The sequence below is a fragment of the Streptomyces sp. NPDC020958 genome (assembly GCF_055562175.1).
On record NZ_JBVHFU010000011.1, the window covers coordinates 72,391 to 85,497 of the forward strand.

The window sequence follows — 13,107 nt, forward strand, 5'->3', positions numbered from 1 at the left end:
ATTGGATGCAAGCGCATTTAATTACGGTGCAATAAATCTGGTTCTCTGCTACGGTGCCGAGATGTCGGCGAAGAAGCCCGAGCAGGCGCTCGTGGAGCAATGGCGGGACATCCTGGCCCTGCACGCTCGAATCCAGTGCGAACTCGACCGTGCCTTGCACGGCCACGGACTGTGCGCCAGCGATTTCGAGGTCCTCGACCTGCTCTCCGACGGTCCGGCGGCCGACGGCGGCTGCAGTTACCGGGTTCAGGAGATTGCCGAGCGGGTGCATCTCAGTCAGAGCGCGCTGTCCCGGCTGGTCGCCCGGCTGGAGAAGGACGGCCTGGTCGAGCGGGCCATGTGCCCGGAGGACCGGCGAGGGGTGCGGGTGGCGCTCACGGGGAAGGGGCGCGCGCTGCACGGTGAGGTGCTGCCCATGCAGCGCGCGGTGCTCAGCCGGTTGCTGGTCGGCTGAACCCGGCGGTCAGATACCGGAGTTCGTCCGCCACAGCTGGGCCAGTTCGGGATCGCCGGTCACCTGCGGCACCGGCACGCGGTTCCACAACGCCAGGTACAACTCGTCTGCCGGACCCGCCAGTTCGGCCTCCGCCGGGCCGGACTCACCGGGCTCCGCGACCGGGGGCTCGGCCGTCAGCCGTACGGTCCACACCGCCTCCGCGTCCACGGCGCGCACCCGCAGCACCCGCGGGGTCTCGGTGCGGACGCGGCTGCGCGCACGGGCGTGGAAGCCGCGCAGCAGTTCGTCGATGCCGTCGACCGCGAAGCCGGTGGCGACGGGGGACACCGGGCCACCGCGCGCGGACTCGGCGTCGTACCGGTGGACGGTTGTCTCGTGGGCCTGCCTGCGGGTCCAGAAGGCCAGCGGTGAGGGGACGGGGGCCGGGTGGAAGGTCCAGCAGGTCAGGTCGGCCGGTGCGTCGGCCAGGGTTCCGACGAGCCTGCGGTGGCCGTCTCGGTACCAGGCGATCAGTTCAGTGCCGTCGAGGTCGGGCGGGCCCGGTATGGGGCGGGGTTCGGGGTGTGCCTCGGCGACGACACCGGCGGCCCACCGGTGGACCGTACCCGTGTGCCGCAGCAGGTCGCGCACCTGCCAGTCCGGGCAGGTCGGCACCTTGGCGTCGGGCCCCGCCGCCTCGGCGGCCGCGGCCAGCGAACGGCCTTCCCGGTCCAGGGTCTCAAGGAACTCGGCAGTCTCCATGCCGTGAGTCTGCACGACGACGCGGGCGCCGACGCAACAGGATTCCATCGTCCACGCACGGCCGGCGGCCCGCCTGCCGGCACGGCCGTGCACAGCGACGCCCCGACGCCCACCGGGTACGGGAGCCGGAGCCGCCCGACTGGGCGGAGTGCTCCGCTCGCGCGCGGGTTCCGCTCACCTGGACGCCGCGCCGATCAGCGTCGCCACCGCCGCCAGCAGCGCCACGCTCGTCAGGGCCGTCGGCAGGGAGGTCCAGTCCGCCACGAAACCGATCGCCGGCGGGCCGAGGAGCATGCCGCCGTAGCCCAGGGTGGACGCCGTCGCCACGCCCGACGGACCTGCCAGCGCACCGGCCCGCTCCACCGCCACCGGGAACAGGTTGGCCAGCCCCAGGCCCGTGATCGCGAAGCCGAGCAGGGCGGCCCACACCCACGGCGCGAGAGAGCCGAGGAGCATGCCGGCCGCGGCCGTACCGCCCCCGAACACCACGGTCCTGGACCGCCCGAGCCGCTCGAGCAGCGTCGTCCCGCTCGCCCGCCCCACCGTCATGGCCAGCGCGAAACACGTGTAACCGGCGGCGGCGAGCCCCGCGGACGCGCCCAGGTCCTGCCGCAGGTGCAGGGCGCCCCAGTCGGCCATCGCGCCCTCCCCGTACGCCGTGCACAGGGCGATCAGGCCGAAGACGAGGACCAGTCGGCGCGTCCGGCCGTCCGGGCGGCCCGGCGTGGCGCCGGCCCGCTCCTCGGCGTGGGGGACGGGGATGTCGTGACGCAGCAGCACCCGGCCGGCGACCGCCGTGACCAGCAGGCCGGTCACGGTGAGGGCGAGCAGGTGGCGCGCGGGGCTCAGGGATGCGGCGACCAGGCCGCCGAGCCCGGCGCCGATCATGCCGCCGAGGCTGAACGCCGCGTGGAAGGTGGGCATGATCGGGCGGCGCAGGGCGGCGACGAGGTCGACCGCGGCGCTGTTGAAGGCGACGTTCAGTCCGCCGTAAGCGGCGCCGAAGACGAGCAGGACCGCACCGAGGGCCGCTGCCGAGTGGGTCAGCGGGGGCAGCGCGACACTCAGGCAGAGCAGGACGGCACAGACGATCGTCACCGGCCCGCTCCCGTACCGGCGGCACAGCCTGCCCGTGAGCGTCATGGTGATCACCGCACCGGCCGAGACGCCGAGCAGCGCGAGCCCCAGCGCGCCGACCGAGGCATGGGTCTGGTGCTTGATGTCGGGGATCCGGACCACCCAGCCGGCGAAGACGAAGCCGTCCATGGCGAAGAAGGCGGTCAGGGCGATCCGCAGCCGGGTGAGGGCGAGGGGGCTACCCGGCACGACGGTGCTCGTTCGGGTTTTGTTTATCAGCGGCACAAATTCAGGCTAGGTGAGGACGGGACACCCCGGCAAGGCTGCCGGATCCGGGCCGCGTGGGGCCGGCCGGCGCGGGTACCCGACGGGCACGCGAGCGAACGGGCGGGACTCCGGGAAGGACAGATGCCGTGTGGGCATGACGGGCCATGAGACTTCTCGAGCGCGCTGACCGCTTCCAGAGACGTCATCGCTGGGTGGGACTGTCGCTCGCCGTCCTGTACAAGTTCTACGACGACCAGGCCGCCTACCTCGCCGCCCTGCTCACCTACTACGGCTTCCTCTCCCTCTTCCCGCTGCTCCTGATCCTCGTCGCCGTCCTGAGCACCTTCCTCAGCGGCGACCCGGCCCTGCGGCAGCGGGTCCTGGACTCGGCGCTGCGCGAGTTCCCGGTCATCGGCGACCAGTTGGAGAGGAACATCCACTCCTTCCACGGCAGCGGAGCCGCACTCGCCGTGGGTATCGCGGGCACCGTCTACGGCTCGCTGGGCGTCGCACAGGCCGCGCAGTACACCCTCAACAAGATCTGGGCGGTGCCGCGGCACGCCCGCCCGGACCCCTTCCGCTCGCGGCTCAAGGGCCTGCTGTTCCTGCTCGTCCTGGCGCTCGGGCTGTGCGCGTTCACCCTGCTCTCGGTGGCGGGCTCGCAGACGTTCCTGTTCGGTGCGCGGCTGCGCGGCGGCACCTGGATCGCCGCCACGTTCGGCTCCGTACTCCTCAACACCCTGCTGCTCGTCCTGAGTTACCGGCTGCTGACCCACCGGCCCCTGCCACCGCGCCCGTTGCTCGGCGTCGCGCTGGGCGCCGCCTTCGCCTGGCAGGCACTGCAGTGGGCGGGCACGTACTACGTCAGCCACGTGCTGCGCGGGGCGACCGCCACCTACGGCATGTTCGGCATCGTCCTCGGGCTGCTCGCCTGGCTCTACGCGGGTGCGCTGATCTTCGTGCTGGCGGCCGAGACCGGCGCCGTACGCGTCATGCGGCTGTGGCCGCGGAGTCTGCTGACGCCCTTCACGGACCGGGTGCACCTGAGCCCGGCGGACCGCCGCGCCTACCGGTCGTACGCCGCCACCGAGGCCTTCAAGGGCTTCCAGAAGATCCAGGTGCGGTTCGACACCCCGCCCCACGAACGCCCCGGCCCGCCTCCCGATGCCGAGCCGCGGGACGGAGAACCGCCCGAGGACACCTCCTGAGGGCAGGGCGACGGGCAGGGGCCGGCGCGTGAGTGCGCATCCGGCGCGGAGGTCTTGCCGTCTCGCGCGGCGGGCGCGCGGGTCGCTGGTCACGTATGGTCGATCCGGCGGGACGTCGTGGACGCGCCCGGCACGGGCGAGCCATCGTCCGCCATGAAACGAGCACCAGTCCGGCACGCGGACGGGGACTTGACGGGTAACGCTCATGATCTACGTCCTGGGCATCTCCGCCGCATGTCTGCTCGGTGTCGGATTCGTACTCCAGCAGCACGCCGCCGAACGGGCGCCCGCCGCCGACGTCCTGCGCTTCCGGCTCCTGTGGGACCTCGCGCACAGCGGCCTCTGGCTGGGCGGCATCGGATGCATGGTGGCCGGACAGCTGCTGAGCACCGTCGCGCTCGCCCGGGGCAACCTGTCCCAGGTGGAGCCCCTGCTCGTCACCAACCTGCTCTTCGCGTTCGCCCTGGCACGCTGGCTGAGCGGCCAGCGGCTCGGCGCCGCCGGCTGGGCCGGGGTCCTGCTGCTCGGCGGGGGAGTGGCCGCGTTCACCCTGGCCGGCCGCCCCGCCCCGGGGCCGGCCGCCGCGGGCGTCTTCCGGCAGTGGCTTGTCATCGGCCTGGTGATCGGCGTGGCCCTCGCCCTGATCGGCTTCGCACGTCACCTGCCGCTGTTCGAGGAACCGCCGCTGCTGGCCACGGCGGCGGGCATGCTCTACGGCCTGCAGGACGCCCTGACCCGGGTGTCCACCGGCATCGCCGGTACCCGCGGGGTGGTCGCCCTGCTCCTGCGCTGGGAGCCGTACGCGGTGGTGGCCCTGGCGGTGACCGGTCTGATGCTGGTGCAGAGTGCCTTCGAAGCCGGACCGTTGCGCATGTCCCTGCCGGCCCTCACGGCCGCCGAACCGCTCGTGGGCATCGCCTGTGGCATCGCGTTCCTCGGCGACCGCCTGCACACCGACAGCGCCTCCCTCGCCTGGCAGGTGGTGGGCCTGGTCGCCGTCGTCACGGGTGTCTTCGTGCTCGCCCGCCATCCGGCCATGCCGGGACAGGACACGGGGGAGGGGGAGCGGCCGGGGTGAGGAAGGGGTACGGGCGGCCGTCGACCCCCCCCCCGCGTCCCACGGTCCGGCCCGTCGCGCCCCACGGTCCGGCCCGTCACTCCCGGGGGCCCTGCTGACGCTCCTGACGCTGCCGCCGCCGCTGCCGCTGCTGTCCGTTCCGCCGCTGTTCGTGGCCGGGCTCGGCCGGGTCGTCGGGGACCGTGTCCCACGTGCCGCTGACCGACGGCGCGCCTGCCAGGCCGAGGCTGCCCGCCCCGATGAGCAGAACGCCGATGATCTCGGGCACCAGCCGCACCCCCAGCCCGATGCGTTCCCCGAACAGTGCCCAGCCCAGGGCGACACTGGTGAGGGCGTCGCCGAGGGTGAGGGCGGGCTGGGACGCCGTCAGCGATCCGGCGCGGAACGCCGCCTGCAGCAGCGTGAAACCGATCAGCCCCGCGACGGCCAGTGCCCACAGCGACCAGTGCCCGAGCACCGCCGCCGGGCCCTGTCCGAACCTCCCTACGACCTCCTTGATCAGCGCGGCGGTCACCGCGAACGACATGGCCGAGGCGAGGCCGTACAGCGCGGCCCGCGGGCCGCCGCGGGCCAGCCGGCCGGCCAGCACCAGCGCCGTCACCGCGGCGAGCACCACTCCGCCGGCCACGAGCCAGGCGCCGCCGCTCGCCGTGGTCCGGCCGGCCGTGGGCGAGGCCGCGACGAGGAAGAGAGCCAGCCCGGCCCCGAGGGAGACGAACGCGAACCACGTCCGCCGGTCCGGGCGGCGACGGAACACCACACTGCCCACCACCAGGGTGAACAGCAGCTCGCTGGTCAGCAGCGGCTGGACGACGGACAGGCTGCCCGTGGCGAGCGCCGAACCCTGGAACACACTGGCCAGGGCCAGCAGACCGGCGCCCGCGAGCCAGTACGGCCGTCGCAGCAGGCGCGCCAGCCAGCGCACGGCCTGCCGGGCGTCGAGGCGGCTGTCGGACTCGTCCTCCGCCGCGGCCCGCCGCTGCAGCACCGACGCCGAGGCGTTGCACCACGCCGCGAGCAGGGCGAGGACGACCGTGAGCGCTCCCACCGGCCCCTCATCCGAATCTGGCGGCGAGCGAGCGGTACAGCCCGGGGGACAGGCCCCGCACCCGGGCGGGCAGGCGGAGCCAGGCCGGCACGAACACCTCGTCCCGGCCGCGTCGCACACTGCTCCAGACGGCGTCGGCCACCCGTTCGGGGGTCACCGGCCGGGGTGACGAGCGCAGGTAGGGTACTCCGCGGCGGGCGAAGAACGGGGTGTCCACCACGCCGGGGATGACATGGCTGACCCCCACACCGGTGGTGCGCAGTTCGTACCGCAGGGCGTCGGCGAAGACGCCCAGTGCGGCCTTGACCGCCGAGTACACGGCCTCCCCGCGCACTCCGACACAGCCCGCCACGGAGCCGATCAGCACGATGCGTCCGGAGCCCGCCTCGGCCATGTGCGGGGCGAGCCGCCGTACGACGTGCAGGGTGGCCAGCAGATCCACCGCGACGACCTCCTCGATCGCCGAACGCGGCATGGCCGTGAAGTCCCCGGCCCAGCCCACGCCGGCACAGGCCACCAGCAGATCGGGCCTGCCGACCCGGTCGAGGACGAAGTCGCACAGCTCCCGGTCGGTGTCCGGGCGGGTGAGGTCCGCGGCGAAGGCCACGGCCGACGCCTGCGTGGCCACCCGTTCCAGCCGGGTCGTGTCGCGGCCGTTGAGGACCATGTGCCAGCCGCCCTCCGCCGCCAGACGGCGCGCGACCGCCGCGCCGATACCGGACGACGCACCCGTGACGAGGGCGGAACCCCGGAACGCCGCGGTCCTGCGCACGGTGCCCGCCCGCTCGCCCGGCAGCGGGCTCGGCCCGGACGCGGCCGTCGCGGTGGGGTCGGCTCGGAAGGCGGCGTGGGACATGGACGGCCTCGCAGCGCTGGTGGACAGGTGGGGGACCGGAACCGCCCCTGCGTCCGGGCGGCCTGGTCGCTTCGCGGGGTACGGGCCGCGCAGGACTTCGAAACGGCCGTACGGCGGAACCGACGGAGCCGCCTCCCCGCGCGACGGGAACCACGACCATGTCCACCATGGTCGATGAGGTCGGCGGGGACCACCCGAGCGCGTTTGGCGCCGTCCGTCGCGGGTCACTCATCGCGGTGTCGGCCACACCGTGGCGACGTCGCCGCTGACGACCGAGGACCCATGGCCGCCCACGCATCCGCTCGCCACGAGACGGGACCCGTGCCGGAAGCCCGACGGCTGCTTCTGGTCAGCGCCAGTATGGGCGCCGGGCATGACAGCGTCGCCGCCGAACTGGCCGGCCGGGCCCGGGCGGCCGGCCGGGAGGCACAGGTCGTCGATGTGCTCGACCTGCTGCCCCGCGGCCTCGGCGCGGGCCTGCGCGGGTGCTACGAGACCTGTGTCCGGCGCGCGCCATGGGCGTACGGCGCCCTCTACCACCTGTTCTTCCGGCCCGGACGCGGCCGTCGCCCGAACGGCGCTCCGTTGGCCCGGCTCGCCGCCGACCCCTTCATGACGTCCGTGCGCCGGTCCCGTTGCGACCTGGTCGTGCCGGTCTTCCACCTGGCGGCGCAGCTCACCGGGGAACTGCGGGCCACCGGCGTGCTGCGGGTGCCCAGCACCGTGATGATCGTCGACTTCGCCGTGCACCGGCAGTGGCTGCATCCCGGCAACGACCGCCATCTGTGTGTCTCCGAAGACGCCGCCCGTCAGGTGCGTCGATGGCTCGGCGGACCGGCGGAGACGGTCGGCCCGGTGGTGGACCCGCGCTTCTTCGGCGACGGGACGGGAACCGGGGCGCACGCCCCGCGCGAACGCGCCGCGCGACGTCCCGGGACCGGGCGTCCCGCGGTGCTGGTGTCGGCGGGCGCCTGGGGAGTGGGCTCGGACCTGCCGGCCACGGCCGGGCTGCTCGTCGAGCACGGTTTCCGTCCGGTCGTGCTCAGTGGACGCAACGAGCGGTTGCGACGGGCGCTGGCCGCGATCCCGGGTGTGACCGCGCCCGGCTGGGTGACGGACATGCCACGACTGCTGCACGGCTGCGCCGCGATGGTGGACAACGCGGCGGGCCAGACCGCCGTCCAGGCGCTGGCCGCCGGCCTGCCCGTCGTCGCCTACCGGCCGCTGCCCGGCCACGGTGAGCAGGGGGTGCGGCGGATGGCCGCCCTCGGACTGTGCGACCTCGCTACCGACGCGACCGGCCTCATCGACTCGCTCGACCGGCTGACCGGACCGGGCCCGGAGCGGGCCCGGCGCGTCGCGGCGGGGCGTGCGCTGTTCCGGGACGACCTGCTCGCGTGCGTGCTCGCCCGACCGTCTCAGGGACCTTCGTCGTCCTGACCACCGGGCGGCGTGCCGGCGCGGAGGCGGCCGCGGTGCCGCACCGGGCGGTGTTCGGCGAGCGGCCCGACCGTCATCCCGGCCGCGCGGCAGCCCTGCACGATCTCCGGCAGGGCTCCCAGGGCGGAGCGCCAGCAGCCCGCCGCGGCCACCCGGTCGGAGTCGTGCAGGAGGACCGTACCGCCGGGCCGCAGGTCGGCTCCGATCCGCGCCCGCACCGAGACGGCAGTGGCGTCGGCCGTCCAGTCCTCGCCCCACGCGGTCCACAACACCGTCCGCAGTCCCGCCCGGTGCGCGGCCGCCCATCGTCCGGATGTCAGAATCCCGAAGGGGGGCCGGTACCAGCGCGGACGCCGGCCCGTGAGATCGGTCAGCGCCGCCACGGAGCGCAGGATCTCCGACCGGTCGCGGGCGGGCGCGGGCAGCCAGGGCCGGTCGTGCGTCCAGCCGTGGACCGCGAGCTCGTGGCCGCGCTCGGCCGTCTCGCGGACGAGCGCCGGGTACCGCACCGCGCTCTCGCCCAGCAGGAAGAAGGTCGCCCGGACGCCCAGATCGTCCAGGGCTTCGAGGAAGTACGGGGTGGATCCGGGATCGGGGCCGTCGTCGAAGGTCAGGGCGATGTGGTCGGGGCGCCCCTGTCCGGCGAGGCCGGGGAAGCAGCGGTGCCGCAGACCGGGGAGCCAGGTGGCGGCGGGACCGATGTGGCCCGCCGCCAGGGTGACAAGGGGGAGCAGCATCTTCGCCGACGTGCGGCGAACGGGTGCGGGGCGGGTCGGACGGGGCATCGGCGACGTGCCTCCTCGAACGGCTGCGAGCTGTGGCCCGCGGCCGGCACGGCGACTGCGTCGGTCCCCCGCGTACCGCGGGCCGTTGCCCGTGACGGGAACAGTCCTGGCGGTGCCGAAGGTATCCGGCCGGCCGCCCGGCCAAACCCCGTCCCACCTCTCGACCACAGGCGTACGGCCCCCGGCCGGTGCCGTCGCCCGCGTCGCCCGCGTCGCGCCCGGTGACGCCGGTGCCGCAGTAACCCACCGCGGCCGCCGTGCAAGGGCGCCGATGGTGTCCACCTGCCCCGTCGCGCTGCCCCGTCGCGAGGCGGGGCGCCGGGTGTGGCCGCCTGCCGCAGGGCCGCCGTGCGCGCCGAGCATCGCATGTGCGGCGCGGCGCCGGGGTGCTCCAGGTGCCGCCCGGGAACGCTCAGGCCCGCCCGTGCTCCCGGCGCCGGGCGATGGCCGTGAGGTAGCCGCGCAGCATCACCTTGGCCTCGTCGAGGAGGGCCGTGTCGCCCTCGGCGTCGCGGCGGAAGGCCTCCTGGGCGAGGGCGTCGGCGGTGAGGACGGCGGCGTGGCAGGCCCGGCCGAGTGTCTCCGTGTCGTCGGCGACGCCGAGGGCGAGGAGCACCCGGCGGACCCCTTCGGCCATCCGGCGCTTGTGCTCGCGGTCCGCCTCCCTGGTCCGGTCGGTCAGCCCGCTGCCGAACCACAGGGCCCGGAAGCCCTGTTCGCGGCGGTAGAGCCCGGCATACGTGTCGATGAGCACGCCGACCGGGTCGGGCCACTGCTCGACGGCCGCCGCACGGACGAAGTCGTCCATGACGGCTTCCAGTTGCGCGAAGTAACCGGCCGCCAGCGCGTCGACGATGGCGTCCCGGTCCGGCAGGTACTGGTACAGCGAGCCGACCGACACCCCGGCCGCGGCGGCGACCCTGGTCGTGGTGAGCGCTTGGACGCCCTCGGCGACCAGCACTCGCTCCGCCGCCTCCAGCACTCTCGCCAACCGCGCTTTGCTGCGGGCCTGTTGGGGAGTGCGGCGCAGTACGACCCCGGTCTCGTCGGTGGTCGGCTCGGACACGGACGGCTCCTGAATCTGAACGTGACTTTGTTTCAGGTTTACGTTAGCGTCGCGTCCATGACGGACTCAAGCTCCGCACTGGTGCAGGAGCGGGCCGAGGTGGCGGACGTCTGCCGCCGTCTGGGAGCCGCGGGACTGCTCGTCGGCACGGCGGGAAACGTCAGCGTGCGGGTGGGGGACCGGGTCGCGGTCACCGCGACCGGTGCGGTGCTCGCCCACCTGACCGCGGACCAGGTGACGGTGGTCGACCTGTCGGGGAAGGTCGTCGCCGGGACGCTGCAGCCGACCTCCGAACTCGACCTGCACCTAGGGGTCTACCGGTGTTACGGCGCCGGTGCGGTGGTCCACACCCACGCTCCGATGGCCACCGCCCTCTCCTGCGTCCTCGACGAACTGCCCTGCATCCACTACCAGCTGCTTGCCCTCGGTGGCGCCGTGCGGGTGGCGCCGTACGCCACCTTCGGTACCCCGGACCTGGCCGAGTCGGTACTGACCGCGCTGTCCGGCCGCAGCGCCGCCCTGATGGCCAACCACGGGTCGGTCACCGTCGGTCCGACCCTGGACAAGGCCGTCGAGAACGCCCTGTTGCTCGAATGGGCCTGCGGGGTCTACCAGCACGCGGCGGCGCTCGGAAAGCCCCGGGTCCTGGACGAGCAGCAGCAACTCGCGGTGATCGAGGCCGCGATCGCACGGAACTACGGCACCACTCAATCCCTGCAGGAGGGCAAATGAGAGTCGTCACGATGGGCGTGCACGTGCTGGACGTGCTGGTGCGGCCGGTGGACGCGATACCCGAGGGGCAGGGCGCGACTCTGGTCGAGGACATCAGGATGACCGCCGCCGGGACGGCCGCCGGCACCGCCCTCAGCCTCGCCAAGCTCGGCGCCACGGTGCAGACCGCCGGGGCGATCGGCGCCGACGCCACCGGTGACATGCTGGTGCAACTGCTCCGCAGGGCCGGGATCGACACCGAGTTCCTGGTCCGCCGGGTCGACACCGGTACCTCGGCCAGCGTGCTGCCCATCCGGTCCGACGGGGGCCGCCCCTCCCTCCATCTGCTCGGCGCCAACGTCACCTACGGCCTCGACGACGTGCCCTGGGAAGCCCTCGCCGAGGCCACCCATCTGCACCTCGGCGGACCGGAGTTGATCGGCGTCGAGGTCGCCGCCAGAATCCTGCACTTCGCCAAGGAGCACGGCGTGACCACCTCCGTCGACCTGCTCGCGCCCGGCGTGTTCGGCAGCTTCGAGCAACTCGCTCCGGCCCTGCCCCACATCGACCACCTGCTCCCCAATGACGACCAGGTGCTGGGCTTCGCCGAGGAGGATGACCTGGTGGCGGGCGCGAAGAAACTGGTCGGTGCCGGGGCCGGGCTGGTCGCGGTCACCCGTGGCGCGGACGGGGCCCTGCTGGTCACCGCCGACGGCACCGAGGCGGTCCCCGCGTTCGAGATCGACGTCGTCGACACCACGGGCTGCGGTGACGCCTTCTCGGCCGGCTTCGTCTACGGCATCGGCCTGGGCCGCACCCCGCTCGAGGCGGCCGTACTCGGCAACGCGGTGGCCGCGTTGGTCGCCCAGGGCCTCGGCAGCGACCACGGCGACTTCGACCTCGCGGCCGCCGACGCGTTCGCGGCTGCGGGCGCCAGGCGGGCGTAGTACCTGCTCTCCCTCGAAGCGTCCCTCGAACCGCTGAAATCCTGCGGATGCCCACTCGCCCCCTGAGCCTGTGTTCGGACAGAGTCCGGCAACAGCTCGGTTAATAACGGCCCGCTGGTTGGTTACCGGAGAGTGAGCGGGCCATGATGGCCCCATGACGTTGGCCTCGCGCGCTCTCGCGCAACTGGCGACCTGGCCCGACCTGAGGCAGGCCCTACCGAGCTGTGGCCTGGGCCAGGCGGTGAGTTCGACGCAGGGCGAGATCGCGCACTTCCACTCCGACCGCGATGTGGACCTACGTCTGACCGCCCGGGCCATCCGGCATTTCGCCAAGGACCTCAAGAACACGGGGGCGATCCGGATCGTCCCCGGCTCGCAGTGGGTGACGATACGGCTCGACGCCGCGAGCGACGTCGACCTGCTGCTGACCCTGGTGAGCGTCGCCCTCCAGGCCCAGCAGAACTGGCCCGACCCGGTCGACCGGCCGGTCTTCGGCTGCAACGATCAGCGGGGCGCGGGCTTCGTCAGCGCGGACACCAGCGGCAGGTGACCGGGGTCCGCGGCCGGCTCACACGGTGACGACCCGGATCCCGGCCTCCTCGAACGGGCCCACCGCCTCCGGCGCCGCCGCCGTGTCCGTCACCAGGGTGTCCACCAGTTCCGCCGCGCAGATCCGGGCGAACGCCCGCCCGCCCAGCTTGCTGGAGTCGGCGGCGACGACCACGCGCGCCGCACGCTCGCACAGCAACCGGTTGATCGCGGCCTCCGCCTCGTCATGGGCCGCGGCCCCGTGGACGGCGTCGAAGGCGACCACCCCGAGCACCGCCACGTCCAGGGTGATCTGGCTCAACACCCCGTCCGCGAGCGGGCCGACGAGTTCGTACGACTGGGGGCGTGCCACCCCGCCGGTCAGTACGATCTTGAACTGGGGCCGTACCGCGAGCTCGTTGGCGATGTTGAGCGCGTTCGTGACGATCGTCAGCGCCGGTGCCCCCGTGGCGAGGTCGCCGCGCACGGCCAGGGCGCGGGCCACCTCCGTGGTGGTCGTGCCGCCGGTCAGCCCCACCGCCTCGCCCGGCGCGACCAGTTCCGCCACCGCCTTGGCGATCCGCTCCTTCTCAGGGGCCCGCCGCGCGGTCTTGTAGCGCAACGGCAGTTCGTACGAGACCCCGTGCACCACCGCGCCGCCGCGGGTGCGCACCAGCATCTGCTGCTCGGCCAGCTGGTCGAGGTCCCGGCGGATCGTGGCCGCCGAGACCGCCAGTTCGGCCGCCGCCTCCTCGACATCGAGGCGACCGCGCTCGACGAGCAGCTCGAGCAGCGCCTTCCAGCGTGCGTCGCGCGACATCCGCCCCTCCGTTCCTCGGGTTCCGGGCGACCCTAGCGCACCCGGCTCTCGAAGAAATGCTTGATTGTGCTCGAAAAC

At 73.6% G+C, this 13,107-nt stretch carries 14 protein-coding genes; 7 read left to right on the plus strand and 7 right to left on the minus strand.

Translation table 11 applies throughout. The features are described from left to right. Positions 1–61: 61 nt before the first annotated feature. The gene (locus ACZ3KP_RS27770) at positions 62–454 is read left to right on the plus strand and encodes a MarR family winged helix-turn-helix transcriptional regulator (protein ID WP_467502533.1); all 393 of its coding nucleotides are present in this window, start codon (positions 62–64) and stop codon (positions 452–454) included. 9 nt (positions 455–463) lie between these two features. Here ACZ3KP_RS27770 and ACZ3KP_RS27775 read toward each other — a convergent pair whose 3' ends face one another. After that, positions 464–1,198 carry a maleylpyruvate isomerase family mycothiol-dependent enzyme gene (locus ACZ3KP_RS27775; protein ID WP_467502535.1) on the minus strand — a complete coding sequence of 245 codons (735 nt, stop codon included), beginning with the start codon at positions 1,196–1,198 and terminating at the stop codon, positions 464–466. Between the two features lie 174 nt (positions 1,199–1,372). Next, a complete protein-coding gene (locus ACZ3KP_RS27780) occupies positions 1,373–2,524 on the minus strand; it encodes an MFS transporter (RefSeq protein WP_467502537.1) in 1,152 nt (383 codons plus the stop codon). A 230-nt stretch (positions 2,525–2,754) separates the two neighbouring features. On the opposite strand from ACZ3KP_RS27780, the gene ACZ3KP_RS27785 reads away from it, so the two are divergent. Beyond that, positions 2,755–3,750, plus strand: coding sequence for a YihY/virulence factor BrkB family protein (locus ACZ3KP_RS27785; protein WP_467502539.1), 996 nt, complete (start codon positions 2,755–2,757; stop codon positions 3,748–3,750). Positions 3,751–3,955: 205 nt separating this feature from the next. Further along, positions 3,956–4,828 carry a DMT family transporter gene (locus tag ACZ3KP_RS27790; RefSeq protein WP_467502541.1) on the plus strand — a complete coding sequence of 291 codons (873 nt, stop codon included), beginning with the start codon at positions 3,956–3,958 and terminating at the stop codon, positions 4,826–4,828. Between the two features lie 76 nt (positions 4,829–4,904). Here the strand turns inward: ACZ3KP_RS27790 and ACZ3KP_RS27795 are convergent, their stop codons facing one another. Together ACZ3KP_RS27795 and ACZ3KP_RS27800 are read right to left on the minus strand one after the other, a co-directional pair. After that, entirely contained in the window at positions 4,905–5,876 is a 972-nt protein-coding gene (locus ACZ3KP_RS27795; RefSeq protein WP_467502543.1) for a DMT family transporter, read from the minus strand. Between the two features lie 7 nt (positions 5,877–5,883). Then, the gene (locus ACZ3KP_RS27800; protein ID WP_467502545.1) at positions 5,884–6,732 is read right to left on the minus strand and encodes an SDR family NAD(P)-dependent oxidoreductase; all 849 of its coding nucleotides are present in this window, start codon (positions 6,730–6,732) and stop codon (positions 5,884–5,886) included. Between the two features lie 282 nt (positions 6,733–7,014). Here ACZ3KP_RS27800 and ACZ3KP_RS27805 point away from each other — a divergent pair, with 282 nt between their 5' ends. After that, positions 7,015–8,172, plus strand: coding sequence for an MGDG synthase family glycosyltransferase (locus ACZ3KP_RS27805; RefSeq protein ID WP_467502547.1), 1,158 nt, complete (start codon positions 7,015–7,017; stop codon positions 8,170–8,172). Here the strand turns inward: ACZ3KP_RS27805 and ACZ3KP_RS27810 are convergent. After that, a complete protein-coding gene (locus tag ACZ3KP_RS27810; protein WP_467502549.1) occupies positions 8,151–8,957 on the minus strand; it encodes a polysaccharide deacetylase family protein in 807 nt (268 codons plus the stop codon). The genes ACZ3KP_RS27805 and ACZ3KP_RS27810 overlap by 22 nt on opposite strands. A 412-nt stretch (positions 8,958–9,369) precedes the next feature. After that, positions 9,370–10,023: a TetR/AcrR family transcriptional regulator gene (locus ACZ3KP_RS27815; RefSeq protein WP_467502550.1), complete on the minus strand. Its 654-nt coding sequence runs from the start codon at positions 10,021–10,023 to the stop codon at positions 9,370–9,372. Between the two features lie 57 nt (positions 10,024–10,080). On the opposite strand from ACZ3KP_RS27815, the gene ACZ3KP_RS27820 reads away from it, so the two are divergent. From ACZ3KP_RS27820 to ACZ3KP_RS27830, 3 genes are all read left to right on the plus strand, one after another. Then, positions 10,081–10,755 carry a class II aldolase/adducin family protein gene (locus ACZ3KP_RS27820; protein ID WP_467502552.1) on the plus strand — a complete coding sequence of 225 codons (675 nt, stop codon included), beginning with the start codon at positions 10,081–10,083 and terminating at the stop codon, positions 10,753–10,755. Then, positions 10,752–11,681, plus strand: coding sequence for a carbohydrate kinase family protein (locus ACZ3KP_RS27825; RefSeq protein ID WP_467502553.1), 930 nt, complete (start codon positions 10,752–10,754; stop codon positions 11,679–11,681). The genes ACZ3KP_RS27820 and ACZ3KP_RS27825 overlap by 4 nt, the downstream gene beginning before the upstream one ends. 154 nt (positions 11,682–11,835) lie before the next feature. Continuing rightward, a complete protein-coding gene (locus ACZ3KP_RS27830) occupies positions 11,836–12,231 on the plus strand; it encodes a luciferase domain-containing protein (RefSeq protein ID WP_467502554.1) in 396 nt (131 codons plus the stop codon). A gap of 18 nt (positions 12,232–12,249) precedes the next feature. On the opposite strand, the gene ACZ3KP_RS27835 is transcribed toward ACZ3KP_RS27830, so the two are convergent. Further along, positions 12,250–13,029: a DeoR/GlpR family DNA-binding transcription regulator gene (locus ACZ3KP_RS27835; protein WP_467502556.1), complete on the minus strand. Its 780-nt coding sequence runs from the start codon at positions 13,027–13,029 to the stop codon at positions 12,250–12,252. Positions 13,030–13,107: the final 78 nt, after the last annotated feature.

What these genes read in the sequence shown, in the direction of transcription:
- ACZ3KP_RS27825 (WP_467502553.1), top strand. Translation starts at nt 10,752, where the DNA reads ATGAGAGTCGTCACGATGGGCGTGCACGTGCTGGACGTGCTGGTGCGG.
- ACZ3KP_RS27800 (WP_467502545.1), bottom strand. Translation starts at nt 6,732, where the DNA reads ATGTCCCACGCCGCCTTCCGAGCCGACCCCACCGCGACGGCCGCGTCC.
- ACZ3KP_RS27805 (WP_467502547.1), top strand. Translation starts at nt 7,015, where the DNA reads ATGGCCGCCCACGCATCCGCTCGCCACGAGACGGGACCCGTGCCGGAA.
- ACZ3KP_RS27775 (WP_467502535.1), bottom strand. Translation starts at nt 1,198, where the DNA reads ATGGAGACTGCCGAGTTCCTTGAGACCCTGGACCGGGAAGGCCGTTCG.
- ACZ3KP_RS27770 (WP_467502533.1), top strand. Translation starts at nt 62, where the DNA reads ATGTCGGCGAAGAAGCCCGAGCAGGCGCTCGTGGAGCAATGGCGGGAC.
- ACZ3KP_RS27790 (WP_467502541.1), top strand. Translation starts at nt 3,956, where the DNA reads ATGATCTACGTCCTGGGCATCTCCGCCGCATGTCTGCTCGGTGTCGGA.
- ACZ3KP_RS27810 (WP_467502549.1), bottom strand. Translation starts at nt 8,957, where the DNA reads ATGCCCCGTCCGACCCGCCCCGCACCCGTTCGCCGCACGTCGGCGAAG.
- ACZ3KP_RS27820 (WP_467502552.1), top strand. Translation starts at nt 10,081, where the DNA reads ATGACGGACTCAAGCTCCGCACTGGTGCAGGAGCGGGCCGAGGTGGCG.
- ACZ3KP_RS27835 (WP_467502556.1), bottom strand. Translation starts at nt 13,029, where the DNA reads ATGTCGCGCGACGCACGCTGGAAGGCGCTGCTCGAGCTGCTCGTCGAG.
- ACZ3KP_RS27830 (WP_467502554.1), top strand. Translation starts at nt 11,836, where the DNA reads ATGACGTTGGCCTCGCGCGCTCTCGCGCAACTGGCGACCTGGCCCGAC.